At 41.8% G+C, this 13,575-nt stretch carries 14 protein-coding genes; 11 read left to right on the plus strand and 3 right to left on the minus strand.

All coding sequences use genetic code 11. The features are described 5' to 3' along the window. Positions 1-44 precede the first annotated feature (44 nt). Both CYL31_RS09885 and CYL31_RS09890 read left to right on the plus strand, forming a co-directional pair. Positions 45-317, plus strand: a complete 273-nt coding sequence (locus CYL31_RS09885) for a hypothetical protein (RefSeq protein ID WP_212918738.1) — start codon at positions 45-47, stop codon at positions 315-317. 33 nt (positions 318-350) lie between these two features. Further along, the gene (locus tag CYL31_RS09890) at positions 351-632 is read left to right on the plus strand and encodes a hypothetical protein (protein ID WP_212918739.1); all 282 of its coding nucleotides are present in this window, start codon (positions 351-353) and stop codon (positions 630-632) included. A gap of 63 nt (positions 633-695) precedes the next feature. On the opposite strand, the gene CYL31_RS09895 is transcribed toward CYL31_RS09890, so the two are convergent. Continuing rightward, positions 696-1,901 carry a M48 family metallopeptidase gene (locus tag CYL31_RS09895; RefSeq protein WP_249411757.1) on the minus strand — a complete coding sequence of 402 codons (1,206 nt, stop codon included), beginning with the start codon at positions 1,899-1,901 and terminating at the stop codon, positions 696-698. 251 nt (positions 1,902-2,152) lie between these two features. On the opposite strand from CYL31_RS09895, the gene CYL31_RS09900 reads away from it, so the two are divergent. Together CYL31_RS09900 and CYL31_RS09905 are read left to right on the plus strand one after the other, a co-directional pair. Beyond that, on the plus strand, positions 2,153-2,398 hold the full coding sequence (locus CYL31_RS09900) for a sulfurtransferase TusA family protein (RefSeq protein ID WP_212918741.1): 246 nt from the start codon (positions 2,153-2,155) through the stop codon (positions 2,396-2,398). Between the two features lie 12 nt (positions 2,399-2,410). Beyond that, a complete protein-coding gene (locus CYL31_RS09905) occupies positions 2,411-3,472 on the plus strand; it encodes an AI-2E family transporter (RefSeq protein ID WP_212918742.1) in 1,062 nt (353 codons plus the stop codon). 91 nt (positions 3,473-3,563) lie between these two features. Here CYL31_RS09905 and CYL31_RS09910 read toward each other — a convergent pair whose 3' ends face one another. After that, positions 3,564-5,189, minus strand: a complete 1,626-nt coding sequence (locus tag CYL31_RS09910; protein WP_212918743.1) for an alpha-amylase family glycosyl hydrolase — start codon at positions 5,187-5,189, stop codon at positions 3,564-3,566. Positions 5,190-5,379: 190 nt separating this feature from the next. Between CYL31_RS09910 and CYL31_RS09915 the strand changes: the two genes are divergently transcribed. After that, the gene (locus CYL31_RS09915) at positions 5,380-6,531 is read left to right on the plus strand and encodes an MFS transporter (protein ID WP_212918744.1); all 1,152 of its coding nucleotides are present in this window, start codon (positions 5,380-5,382) and stop codon (positions 6,529-6,531) included. A gap of 19 nt (positions 6,532-6,550) precedes the next feature. On the opposite strand, the gene CYL31_RS09920 is transcribed toward CYL31_RS09915, so the two are convergent. Continuing rightward, positions 6,551-7,432: a LysR family transcriptional regulator gene (locus CYL31_RS09920; protein ID WP_212918745.1), complete on the minus strand. Its 882-nt coding sequence runs from the start codon at positions 7,430-7,432 to the stop codon at positions 6,551-6,553. A 93-nt stretch (positions 7,433-7,525) separates the two neighbouring features. Here CYL31_RS09920 and leuC point away from each other — a divergent pair, with 93 nt between their 5' ends. From leuC to hpf, 6 genes are all read left to right on the plus strand, one after another. Continuing rightward, positions 7,526-8,953 carry a 3-isopropylmalate dehydratase large subunit gene (gene leuC / locus CYL31_RS09925; RefSeq protein ID WP_212918746.1) on the plus strand — a complete coding sequence of 476 codons (1,428 nt, stop codon included), beginning with the start codon at positions 7,526-7,528 and terminating at the stop codon, positions 8,951-8,953. Between the two features lie 11 nt (positions 8,954-8,964). Further along, on the plus strand, positions 8,965-9,615 hold the full coding sequence (gene leuD, locus CYL31_RS09930; protein ID WP_212918747.1) for a 3-isopropylmalate dehydratase small subunit: 651 nt from the start codon (positions 8,965-8,967) through the stop codon (positions 9,613-9,615). 29 nt (positions 9,616-9,644) lie between these two features. Continuing rightward, a complete protein-coding gene (gene leuB / locus CYL31_RS09935; protein WP_212918748.1) occupies positions 9,645-10,724 on the plus strand; it encodes a 3-isopropylmalate dehydrogenase in 1,080 nt (359 codons plus the stop codon). A gap of 78 nt (positions 10,725-10,802) precedes the next feature. Then, positions 10,803-11,921, plus strand: a complete 1,119-nt coding sequence (asd, locus tag CYL31_RS09940; RefSeq protein WP_212918749.1) for an aspartate-semialdehyde dehydrogenase — start codon at positions 10,803-10,805, stop codon at positions 11,919-11,921. 166 nt (positions 11,922-12,087) lie between these two features. After that, positions 12,088-12,765 carry a YoaK family protein gene (locus CYL31_RS09945; RefSeq protein ID WP_212918750.1) on the plus strand — a complete coding sequence of 226 codons (678 nt, stop codon included), beginning with the start codon at positions 12,088-12,090 and terminating at the stop codon, positions 12,763-12,765. A gap of 319 nt (positions 12,766-13,084) precedes the next feature. Beyond that, complete coding sequence (hpf, locus tag CYL31_RS09950) at positions 13,085-13,477, plus strand: ribosome hibernation-promoting factor, HPF/YfiA family (protein ID WP_212918751.1); 393 nt, start codon at positions 13,085-13,087, stop codon at positions 13,475-13,477. The last annotated feature ends 98 nt before the right edge of the window (positions 13,478-13,575 follow it).

The raw sequence follows: 13,575 nt of genomic DNA on the forward strand, positions 1-13,575 counted from the left end.
GATTAAAACTAAATTTATTACTATTTAATATTAAGGTGACTAATATGAAAACTCTAAATAAAACTATCCTAGCTCTATTAACGGCTTCTGTAATGACAACTTCTGCTTTTGCTGAGACTGGTACTGAACGTGTTCAAAGTGCAAAAGGTAGTGTAGAAGCGTTGGGGGCAACTCTAGAAAATATGGGTGCTAATGTAGATACAAGCGTTGATTTAAACGGTGCTTATACTTTTGATCAAAAAGCGGCAATTTACAATGCAAAACACGAAGAATTGCAAAGTCAATTCGATGCATTACGCGCTCAATCAGCTGAATAATATACGCATTAATAGATTATAGAGGACAACACTATGAAAACTTTAAACAAAACGATTTTAGCATTAGTTACAGCATCTGTTATGGCTACAAGCGCGTTTGCTGCTTCTGGCGAAAACCCAACTGACCGTATTCAAAGTGCGAAAGGTAGTGTAGAAGCATTGGCTGTTACCCTTGAAAACATGGGTGCAGACGTAGACACTAATGTTGACTTGAATGGCGCATACAGCGTTGATCAAAAAGTTTCCGCTTACAAAGCTAAGCACGCTGAATTGCAAGCACAGTTTGATGAGCTTCACGCTCAATCTGCAGAGTGATGCTGCTGATTTGCTGTCGATAAAAAAGCCAAACTTCTAGTTTGGCTTTTTTATGTCTATTTTTTAGTTGTTATTTTCTTCGTCTAGATCCTCTTGTTTTTCTGCTTCATTAATGATTTTAAATCTTGCCGATGTCTGTTGAATGGTGTTTTTTTCATTCTCTTTTGCATCATTTTCAGCACGTTTAATTAGATACTCTGCTGTCTTGTCTTTTCCTTGGCTGAAGTCTAATAATGCTCGATAGTTTAGTGCCATAGGTATGTTATTTATAGACTGGTAATATTGGATATTTGCTCTCCAAATTAAGCGCTGCTCATAGATATAGTTAGAATAAACTGAAATAGGTTTTGATTTTTTTAATTCTGCATCTAACATCGAAAAAGGGATGTTTTTTGGTGCAAGTTCCAGTCGCATATTAGTAATTTTAAGCCCTTGATCTTTTTTTCCTGCAGCCGCATAACTTAGAGCTTCTAGGTAGTCCGTAAATTGATTGTGATTTTCTAGTTTTTTTAAATAATCTAGAGCACGGTCAGGAGATTGAATGAGATAGGAGAAAAGCCCTTTGGCAAAAATCTTCGCATCGTTGTCTTGAATCTTTTGGTCTAAATAGATGAATGGCTTATCTTCAATGCCGGCTCTGTAAGCTAGTAGAGTTGCTCTAAAATATTCAAAGTCTGTTGTTGTCTTGTTGCTTAATATTGTTTCTTTAGTTGCAGTACTAAAAGAATCAGATAGTCTTGAATTAGGTGACGGGTGAGTCGATAAAAATTCTAGTTTTGGACGGCCTAATGCATTTTTAAAGAAAGCCTGAAATAGTTTTGTCATTCCTTCTGGGGCGAGCCCTGCGTTGATTAAATATTCACGACCGCGACGATCTGCTTCTTGTTCTTGGTTGCGGCTATAGGTTAGAGTGTTTTCCGCTTGGTTGGCGATGCCTCCCAACCAAAGTGCTGTTGTTGCATCACCACCAGCTCCAGCTAGGGCTGCAGCAATACCAGCTCCCAGCATTACTAATGTTTTTTGTAATTCTTCACCAGAATGTTTGGTCTGGCGCTCGTAATGCCGAAGATCTAGGTGGGCGACTTCGTGCGCCAATAGACCAAATAACATATCTTCACTGGTAATCATTTCCATAATGTCTGAGTAAATGAAAAGGTGATTGCCAGGAATGACAAAGGCATTGCTCTGGGAACTATTTAAAAGTGTCATTTCGACTGTGGTGTTATAAAGATTCGTTTGTGGAAGAATCCGCGATAATGCATCTTTCAAATAGTCGTAGGCTGGGGGGAAATCGATTAATGCCCGACTGCCATTGAGCTTGCGAAACCAATATTGTCCTAGTATGTAAGATGGGTTTGATAGGGCTCTTTCATCTTTGTTTGCTTCTAAATCAGGGATGCTCGCAGAGCTTACACTGGATAAAGTGCTTGTAAAAACAACAGCTAAGATGGTTAAGCCTGTTGTAAGGTTTGAAAATAGTCTCATAATATGGCTAATGCATTTATTGGGTAAATTATAAAATGATGATCAATCTAGGCAATCAGTATGACGTAATCTTGGATGCAAGAGAAGATCGTTGCCCAATGCCTTTGTTAAAGGCGAAAATGGCGTTAAGTAAGATGGCGGTTGGAGAGTGTTTATGTGTGACGACCTGTGATGCTGGTTCGTTAAAAGATATTCCTCAATATGTTGCTCTTGTCGGATTCTCTTTATTGTCAACATGTGACAACAATGATGTATATACCTTTGTGATTCAGAAAAGCTGAAACGGACTCGATATGTTTAAAATTGTTGATACGCTGATTAAACGGTATTTTTCTAATGAAGAAGTGGTGGTCTTTCTTTTATTGATGATTGCTACACTTTGTGTGTTGGCATTTTGGGGCGGGATTCTAGCGCCAATTTTGATCGCTATTGTTTTAGCATTTCTATTGCAGGGGTTAGTTGATAGGTTGCAACGACTTAGACTAGGTCATCTTCCTTCTGTTTTTATTGTGTTTTTTAGCTTCCTGACAGCATGCAGTGTTTTTATCGGTGTCATGGTTCCAATAATATGGCGTCAGGCTGTGCGACTTGTCCAAGACGCTCCAAGGATGTTTACGGTTATCCGTAATGAAGTACAGCAGTTTGCTGATGGGCACAGTGAACTTGTTAGCCAAGCGGCAATAGATGAAATAACCAACTCACTAGCTAACGAATCAACAAATCTTGGGCAATGGTTGTTGTCTTTTTCATTGTCGAGTATTCCGTCATTGTTTTCTGTCGTAATTTATGTGGTATTGGTGCCTTTGGTTATTTTTTTCTTGTTAAAAGACCAAAGCAAAATCCTTAGTTATTTGACGTCATGGTTGCCAAAAGAAAGAAAAATGATGCGCAATATTGCCCATGAAATGAATGGACAAATTGCAAATTATATACGTGGTAAGTTTATTGAGATGTTCGTCGTTGGCGTGGTGACTTATGTTGTCTTTTTAGTATTTGGTTTAAAGTACGCAGAATTGCTGGCTTTGCTTGTTGGTTTATCAGTATTGATTCCTTACATTGGGGCGGCTGCCGTTACTATTCCGGTTGTATTGGTGGCTTTCTATCAATATGGCACACAGAGTGAATTCATTTATGTGGTGGTTGCATATTTAATTGTTCAAGCACTGGATGGTAATGTGCTTGTTCCTTTGCTTTTCTCAGAGGCTGTGAATCTGCATCCGTTGGCTATCATTGTCGCGGTGTTGTTCTTCGGTGGTATATGGGGGTTCTGGGGGATATTTTTTGCGATCCCACTGGCTACTCTGGTAAAAGCCATTATTAATGCTTGGCCAAGTCAGGAACAATTAACCTCTTAGTCATTTTTTTAAAACTAACCAACTAAAAGGCTCACTCTTAAATTTTAGAGTGAGCCTTTTTTGTACTAGAGGCCTTGTGTCTAGAAAAACCTTACTTTAAGACGGATGCGATTAAAATACTAAATGGAGGAAGTATGACAGTGTTGCCGTCTATGTATCCGCTGTGTATTGCTTCTGGCAAGGTTAATGCTGATAGCTTAAATTCGATTGGCAAAATGATGTCTTGGTTGGCGGTATTAATGGCCACATAAAGGCGCTTGCCTTTATAGCTGCGCAAAAATGTCAGTGTTGTTTCATCGTTGTAGATAAACTTGATGTCACCATGGCGTAACTCCGGATGATTGCGTCGTATATGAAGAAAGTCGCGATAAGCATGCAAAACGGAATGGCGGTTGCCCTCTTGTTCACTAACCGCTAATGCTAGCTGATCTTTTGCAATAGGTAGCCACGGTTGAGTGGACTGAGTAAAACCTCCCAATGTTTCGTTTTTCCATGGAATAGGGGTCCTGCAACCATCTCGGCCTTTAAACTCTGGCCAAAAGGCAATACCAAAAGGATCAACTAGTTGGTCAAATGTTAGTTCAGCCTCAGGCAGTCCAAGCTCTTCACCTTGATACAAGCAAACACTACCTCGTAAAGTTAAAAGCATCGCCATGTAGATTTTGCTTTTGGCAATCGGGTCGTGATTGTTGCCCCAGCGGGTTGCTACTCGTTCTACGTCATGATTACCTATCGACCAACAAGGCCAGCCATCGCCTAACCCCGCTTCTATTGTTTCCATGGTGTTGCGTATGTGCGCCATAGAAGAATCATGCGTTAATAGATCGAATGAGTAGCACATATGCAGCTTGTCTTTGTCTTGCGTATAAGCCGCCATGGTTTCTAATGCAAAATCGCATCCCACTTCACCAACTGTTGTGGTGTTTGGGTATTGATCTAACAAGCTGCGTAAGCGTTGTAAAAAGGTAATGTTTTCAGGTCGGGATTTATCATACAGGTGTAGTTGATAGGCATATGGATTATCCAGGCGAACACCGATACTGCCTTCAACCACTTCTTTTTTAGGTGGGTTACTTCTTAGCTCAATGTCATGATAGTAATAATTTGCTGTATCTAGTCGGAAGCCGTCTACACCGCGTTTTAGCCAGAACTCGACGGTGTCAAGTAGAGCATCGACGACATCAGGGTTGTGGAAGTTTAAGTCAGGTTGGCTGTCTAAAAAATTATGAAGATAATATTGGCGACGACGGCTGTCCCAATGCCAAGCCGGACCACCAAAAACAGATAGCCAATTGTTAGGAACAGTACCGTCAGGGTTAGCATCAGCCCAAACATACCAATCAGCTTTGTCGTTGTCGTGACTATTGCGCGATTCTACAAACCAAGGATGCTGATCTGAACTGTGATTTAGAACTTGGTCGATCATCACTTTAAGGCCATGATGATGTGCTGAAGTAATCAGCTCATCAAAGTCAGCTAGGTTGCCGAAAATAGGGTCTACGTCGCAGTAGTCGGAAACATCGTAACCAAAGTCTTTCATTGGCGAAGTGAAAAAGGGCGATAACCAAATAGCATCAACACCTAATGAAGCGATGTATTTCATCTTCGCAGTGACACCAGGAAGGTCGCCTATGCCATCGTTATTTGAGTCGAAAAAACTACGAGGATAAACTTGATAGATTACTGCGCCACGCCACCATTCTTGTTTGTCTGTCATGATTGTCCTCGCTGTAAAATAGGAATATTTCTGATATAAGCATTAACAGAATTGCTTAAATTTGTTGAGGATTTACGCCATTACCTGTCGTGCTTTTTCACAATATTTCCAGCATACTTAATCATTATAGTTAATGCATGATCTTTGTTGTCTTATTTGGCAGTAAACATCACAATTTTTTGGAGCCCTGATGTTTTCTGAAAATGCTCGTCCTGTCGCTTGGCCTTTATTTTTCTTTTATTTTTTCTTCTGCGCGCTTGTTGGTGTGATGATGCCTTATATATCGCTGTATTATAAATCGATTGGCTTAACGGCTTCTGAGATTGGCCGCTTGATGTCTACATTTACTTTATCTGGCATACTGATTCCACATTTTTGGGGCTGGTTAACGGCGAAAGTAGGTTTACCAAAGCGGATCTTACAAATAGCAATACTAGGTTGTTTTATTGCTGTTATTCCATTCAATTGGAATGACCAGTTTGAAACATTATGGCTGTTAACTTGTACTATGGCGCTGTTTTATTCTGCTTTGATACCAATGACAGATTCGTTAGCGGTTAGAAGCATTCGCCAACTAGATGTGCCTTATACGCGCTTAAGGGTAGGTGGTTCGATTGGTTATGTCTTTGCGGTGACGGGCGCTGGCTTTTTGATTGGTCAGTTTGGTATTGGCATTGTTATTCCCACAATGTGTGTGTTTTTGGCGCTTGCCGTTGTCACTTCGTTTTTTATTAAAGAGCAGGCTTACGAGGTTCATACGCAAAAGGCCACGACTTCTTTTCTGTCCTTGCTTAGAACGCCTGAGTCCATGTTGTTTTTCGGATTGGCTTTTTTGGCTTTTATGTCTCATGCCCCTTTTAATGTGTTTTTTGCTGTCCATCTGTCGAACTTAGGCTACAGCGGTCAGTACATAGGCTTGTTAATGGCTTTGGGGGTGGTGATTGAAATTTTCTTGTTTTTATTCTTCGGTAATACCATCAAGCGTTTTGATGTGGTTCACATCATCACCCTTTGTTTTATTTGTGGCATCGTTCGTTGGTTTCTGGTGGGGTGGTTTGCATCGGTAGTTTGGGTGCTTATTCTAACTCAGTTACTTCACTGTATTACCTTTGCTTTGTTTCATATGGTGTCCATCGAACAGATTCGACGTCTTTTTCCAGAACGTTTTGCTGGTCAAGGGCAAGCCATGTACAGCGCTTTTGCTATAGGATTGGGCGGCGGGCTAGGAATGGTTATTTCTGGATATTTATGGGAATGGATCGGTGGAGCATGGGTTTTCACTTTGGCTGCTTGTGTTAGTGCGCTGGCGCTAACGATTCTTTTAATTAGTCAGCGCCGCTAGTTAGTCAAGGTGTTATTATCTATAAGCTGCTGCCATCGCTTTTTAATAATTCAATAAAGGCAATGGCTGCACGGCTTAATGTTCTTTGTTTGTGGTGAATGACCCCTAGTTTCCTTTCTACGTTCAAATCCGGCAAATTCAACACTACTAGCTTTTCATCAACTAAGGTAGAAGGCAGTAGTGACCATCCCCAACCAATATTCACCAGCATTGCCAATGTTTCTAAATTGTTCGTATTCATTCGTACTTGGGGCTTTAGTCCTTGTTTACCAAAGGCTTGCTCGGCAATTTGTCTAGTGAAGGTATTTTTATTAGGTAGAACACAAGCATGTTGGGCTAATTCAATTAGGCTCAGATTTTTAGAAAGTGCAAGAGGGTGATCTTTACTGACGACGCAAGTGAGTGGGTCAGACCAAATAGGCAGAGACTCAATGAGCGGATTTTCTTTGTTGGATAACGTAATGATCCCAAGTTCTGCTCGCCCTTTCAGAACATCTTGGTAGGCTTCTTCAGATTGCGCAAATTCAATTTCCAATTGCGCGCTGGGAAAATCTTCTTGAAATCGTTTTAACGATTTAGGTAAACGATGCAAGCCAACGTGATGGCTGGTGGATATGCGTAATTCACCGCTTACGTCCTGCATCTGTAATGTCATGCTGCGTTTTATATCTTGTAAGTCTTCCGCCATTTTTCGAGCTTTGGGTAATAGACGAATGCCAGCTTCGGTTAATTGAACCTGGCGACCGATGCGATCAAAAAGCCGAACGCCTAAGCTGCTTTCCAGCGCGGCGACGCGTTTACTAACGGCTGGTTGCGTAACAAAAAGCTGTGTACCAGCTTCTGAGAAGGAGCTGGTTTCGGCGACTTTTATAAAGGTAAGCAGTTCGGCAATATCTATCATTCCAAAAAATTATCCAAAACATGAAAAATATGAATTTGAGTAATTTAAGCCAAAGTTTTAGGATAGCGCAATAGATTTCTGAGGAGAGAACTTATGTCCGGTAAAACCCTTTATGACAAGTTGTGGGATAGCCACCTTGTTCAGCAACGAGATGACGGCAGTGCATTGATTTATATTGATTTGCAATTGCTCCATGAAGTGACATCACCGCAAGCTTTTGAAGGGCTTCGATTGGCTGGGCGTAAGCCTTGGCGTGTGTCTTCAAGTTTGGCAACGCCAGACCATAACGTACCAACGACCAAGAAAGAACGTATTTCTGGCGTAGATGGTATTGCTGATCCAGTATCTAAAATCCAAGTAACAACGTTAGATGATAACTGTAGCGAATTCGGCATCACTGAATTCAATATGAAAGACATTCGCCAAGGAATCGTTCACGTAGTTGGGCCAGAACAGGGTGCAACGCTTCCAGGTATGACAGTGGTTTGTGGTGATTCCCATACATCGACACATGGTGCATTTGGTGCTTTGGCGCATGGTATCGGTACGTCTGAGGTTGAGCATGTATTGGCAACTCAGTGTTTAGTACAAAAGAAAAGCCGCAACATGTTGGTTCGTGTTGATGGTGAATTATCGCCTTGGGTGTCTGCGAAAGACGTTGTTTTGGCGATTATCGGTGCGATCGGTACAGCGGGTGGTACTGGCTACGCGATTGAATTTGGCGGCACTGGCATCCAATCATTATCCATGGAAGGCCGTATGACGGTTTGTAACATGGCGATTGAAGCGGGTGCTCGTGTTGGCTTGATTGCTGTTGATGCGACGACGATTGAATACGTCAAAGGTCGTCCCTATGCACCAAAAGGCGAGCATTGGAAAATGGCTGTTGAGGCGTGGAAAGATCTTGTATCTGACAAAGATGCACAGTTCGATGAAGTTGTTGTAATTAAAGCCGAAGATATCAAGCCACAAGTAACCTGGGGAACTTCCCCTGAAATGGTTATCGCCATTGATGAGCCAATTCCACGCGCAGAAGATCAAAAAGATCCAGTGAAAAAAGAAGGTTACGCTCGAGCTTGGAAATATATGGGGCTCGAAGGTAAATCTATGTTGTCTGACATTGTGCTAGACCGCGTTTTCATTGGTTCCTGTACGAACTCGCGTATTGAAGACCTTCGCATTGCTGCTCAGGTTGTCAAAGGCCGTAAAGTGGCATCAACACTTAAGCAAGCTATTGTTGTTCCAGGTTCTGGTTTAGTCAAAGCACAAGCTGAAAAAGAAGGCTTGCATGAGATTTTTGAAGCGGCTGGATTAGAATGGCGTGAGCCTGGTTGCTCTATGTGTTTGGCAATGAACGCTGACAAACTTGGTTCTGGGGAACATTGTGCGTCAACTTCAAACCGTAACTTTGAAGGTCGTCAGGGCTTTGGTGGTCGTACGCATTTGGTTAGTCCTGCGATGGCTGCGGCGGCTGCGATTGCTGGTCACTTTGTTGATGTTAATGAGTTTGTTAAACACTAGGAGAGAAGAGCATGCGTCCTTTTACTAAACACACAGGTTTAGCCGCTCCTTTGGATTTGGCAAACGTTGATACCGATATGATTATTCCTAAGCAGTTCTTGAAATCCATCAAGCGTACGGGCTTTGGTAAAAATTTATTTGATGAGCTTCGTTATGAAGACGAAGGCCAGCCGGATCAAGAATGCGATGGTCGACCAATACGTAAGGATTTTGTGCTGAACCAAGATCGCTATAAAGGTGCGAGCGTATTATTGGCTCGACAAAACTTTGGTTGTGGTTCTAGCCGTGAGCATGCGCCTTGGGCATTGGATGATTATGGTTTTCGCGCGATTATTGCGCCAAGCTTTGCTGATATCTTCTATAACAATTGCTTCAAAAATGGCTTATTGCCTATCGTTTTACAAGCAGAAGAAGTAGATCAATTGTTTGCAGAAGTGGCATTGCGCGAAGGTGCTCAAGTGATTGTCGATCTTGAAAAACAAACGGTCACATCGCCTTCTGGTGCGACATTTGAGTTTAATGTCGATAACTTCCGTAAACATTGTTTGTTGAATGGCTTGGATGATATTGGCTTAACCTTACAACAAGATTCTGCGATTCGCCGTTACGAAGAAAAACGTATGAATGATGCGCCTTGGCTTTTCTTGCCACGCGGTCAGTAAATAAAAGACATAGCTTTTAAGGGTTTAAAATGACTAAAAATGTATTGGTATTACCGGGTGACGGTATTGGTCCAGAAATCGTTGCGCAAGCGGTTCGTGTGTTAGATGCGGTGAACGAACAGTTCTCATTGAATATTCAGCATGAAAGCGCCTTGGTTGGTGGTTCTGCTTACGATGAAACGGGTTCACCATTGCCAGAAGCGACATTAGCAAAAGCGAAAGCAGCAGATGCTATTTTGCTTGGGGCTGTGGGTGGTCCTAAGTGGGATAAGTTAGACATGTCTGTTCGCCCTGAAAAAGGCTTACTTGGCTTACGTTCTAATCTTGAGCTGTTTTCGAATCTTCGTCCTGCAATTTTGTACCCGCAGCTAGCGGATGCGTCTAGTTTGAAACCAGAAATCGTTGCTGGCTTGGACATCCTTATTGTTCGTGAGTTAACGGGTGGTATTTATTTTGGTCAGCCACGTGGTATTCGTGTATTAGAAAATGGCGAGCGTGAAGGTTTTAATACGTACGTTTACAATGAGTCAGAAATTCGTCGAATTGGTCGTTCTGCTTTTGAAGCCGCTCGTCAACGTGGTAAAAGAGTGTGCTCTATAGATAAATCCAATGTGTTGGAAGTAACGGTACTTTGGAAAGAAGTTATGGAAGAAGTAGCGAAAGAGTATCCTGACGTCGAATTGACTCATATGCTAGTAGATAATGCTGCAATGCAGCTCGTTCGTGCACCAAAACAGTTTGATGTAATGGTTACTGGCAATATGTTTGGTGATATCCTTTCTGATGCTGCTGCCATGTTGACAGGTTCTATTGGTATGCTACCTTCTGCTTCTCTAAATGCTGAAGGTCGCGGTATGTATGAGCCATGTCACGGCTCTGCGCCAGATATTGCAGGCAAAGGAATCGCTAACCCATTGGCGACAATTTTGTCAGTTGCTATGATGTTGCGTTATTCTTTAGACGCAAAAGATGCGGCGGATGCTATTGAAGCGGCAGTAAGTAAGGTTCTAGATCTAGGTCTAAGAACGGCAGATATTGCATCAAAAGGATGCGAAACGGTTAGTACGAAAGCCATGGGCGATGCCGTTCTAGCAGCATTAAAAGCTTAATATCATAACGATATTGGGTATTCATTAGGGATACTGCTCTTGGTATGAGTGGCCCCACAAAAAAAGGTAACGTTAACCATGTCAAAACAAACTGTAGGTTTAGTCGGATGGCGCGGAATGGTCGGTTCCGTGTTGATGCAACGAATGATGGAAGAAAAAGACTTTGATCATATTGATCCTGTTTTCTTCACTACATCTCAAACGGGGCAGAAAGGTCCAGAAATTGGTAAAGATATTCCATTACTTCAAGATGCAAGCGATATTGAAGCATTGAAAAAGATGGATATTATTATTACCTGTCAAGGCGGGGATTACACCAAGGCTATTTACCCACAGTTGCGTAATGCTGGTTGGAAAGGTTACTGGATCGATGCGGCATCTTCTCTACGTATGGATAAAGATGCCATTATCGTGCTTGATCCTGTTAACTTAAATGTTATCAAGCAAGGTTTGAGCAATGGCGTAAAAACGTTTGTTGGCGGTAACTGTACCGTTAGTTTGATGTTATTGGCGCTAGGTGGGTTGTTCGAGAAAGGTCATATTGAATGGATGACCTCTATGACTTACCAAGCCGCTTCTGGTGGCGGTGCACGCCACATGCGTGAATTAATCAATCAAATGGGCATGCTGCAAGATTCTGTTGCCGGAGAGCTCGCTGATCCTGCTAGCGCGATTCTTGAAATTGATCGTAAGGTCGCAGAAACAATGCGTTCTGGTAAATTGCCTACTGATCAGTTTGGTGTGCCACTGGCTGGCTCTTTGATTCCTTATATCGATAGTCAGCTTGATAATGGTCAAAGCCGCGAAGAGTGGAAGGCACAGGCTGAGTGTAACAAGATCTTAGGTGTTGATGGAAAACCAATACCAGTTGATGGTCTCTGTGTTCGTATCGGTGCGATGCGTTGCCATAGTCAGGCTTATACTATCAAGCTAAACAAAGACATTCCTGTTGCGGACATAGAAGGCATGCTCGCTCAGCATAACGATTGGGTGAGTGTGGTTCCTAATGATAAGCAAGCGACTATGGAGCGTTTAACTCCGACAGCGGCAACAGGTACATTGAACATTCCTGTTGGCCGTATTCGTAAGTTGAACATGGGGCCTGAATATATCAGCGCTTTCTCTGTTGGTGACCAGCTATTATGGGGTGCAGCAGAGCCATTACGTCGCATGTTACGCATCTTACTAAATGACTAGATACATCTAGTTTGGCTTTAAATGAAAGCGCCAGTCATTCGTGACTGGCGCTTTTTTTTGCTTGCTTGGTGGGTAAGGGCATGATGTTATCAATGAGTTGCATGCTCCATTTATTGGATATGTAGGATTACGTGGCCAAGACAATATAGAAGCTCTAGGAGGGTGTGTGTTATCAAGATTACCAAAGTGGGTAGAGTACGGTGCATTTTTGCTCGCTTTGATCGCTGGAAGTGTTAATGCCGTTGCTTTATTGGGTTTTCAACATCAGGCCGTGTCGCATTTATCGGGGACTGCTACACTTATAGGTAGCGCGTTGTTAAACCCAATACCAGAGACACTTTTGCATCTAATTGGAATACTGCTAAGCTTCTTATTTGGCTCTGCGCTTTCTGGTTTTATGTTGACGGGAACATCGTTGAAACTGGGTCGCTTGTACGATGTCTTATTAATTGTTGAGGCCGCTTTTTTATTAATTGCTATGTATTTTTTGTTAAGTAATCATACCTCTGGACATTATTTCGCGTCAGCAGCTTGCGGCCTGCAAAATGCTCTTGCAACGACCTACAGCGGTGCTGTAGTGCGAACAACTCATTTAACAGGGATCTTTACGGATTTAGGGATTATGTTGGGAGGGGCTTTGCAGGGAAAGACTCTTGATAAACGCAGAGCTTTTTTGTTTATCATCATAGTGACAGGTTTTATTTTTGGCGGATCAATAGGCGCATGGCTATTTCATCAGTTTAGTTTTTATGCGTTATCTGTACCGGCTGGATTGTGTGTATTTCTTGCGATTCTCTATCGGTTGTACAGTAGCCGTTTGATGCGAGATGTAGAGCCTGTTTAGGCAAAGAAAATGGCTATTTAGATTTGTTATGGTGATGATTGAGTTTGTTGCAGGGAAAATAATTGCATATTTTAAAATAATATAGACTGAAATATTTGCTAGATATTTAGACTTATGATATTGATATATAAAGTGTTTTAAGGAGGTTTGTTTGTGTTGGAATGTAAATTATTGGGTTCGTTCATGATCTTGAACAAGTATTTACAATCTGAGCATTGAAATCTGATCATACCATCCTTAGATTATAGGTAAGGGCAGCAGAGGAGGAACAAGACTTAAGTTAATAAAAAAACCTGACCAAAACAGAAGGAAATTCTCTATGTATACATTGAATATTAGCGGTCACCACGTCCAATCTGGTGAAGAAGTTCAAGAAGTAGTAAAAGAAAAAATGGATCACTTGGCGCGCATCAATAATCAGATAACCACCATTAATGTGACCTTAAATACAGAGAAGCATGGGACTCATGAATTAATAGTAGAAGCCAGTGTTCATATTCCTGGTCATGACCTTTTTGCAATGGTACAAACAGATAAACAACTCAAACCTGCCCTTGACATGTTAGTTGGCAAGTTGGAGAAACAGTTAATTAAACATAAAGCGAAACATGCTGGTCGACAGCACCATATTAACGCTAAGGATGTGGAAAGCCCTATAGAGCGTCAGCTGCAAGCTGAATTTGATGAGCTTGTTGAGCGTGAAGTTATTTAGTTAACCAAATCTTCTAGGATAAAGCCTCGCTTATGCGGGGCTTTTTTGTTTTTGTTGGTCGCTATCTTGTAAGTTACTGGTTTTATCGTTTTAGCCCA

This window comes from Marinomonas sp. A3A, from assembly GCF_018336955.1.
GTDB lineage: Bacteria > Pseudomonadota > Gammaproteobacteria > Pseudomonadales > Marinomonadaceae > Marinomonas > Marinomonas lutimaris.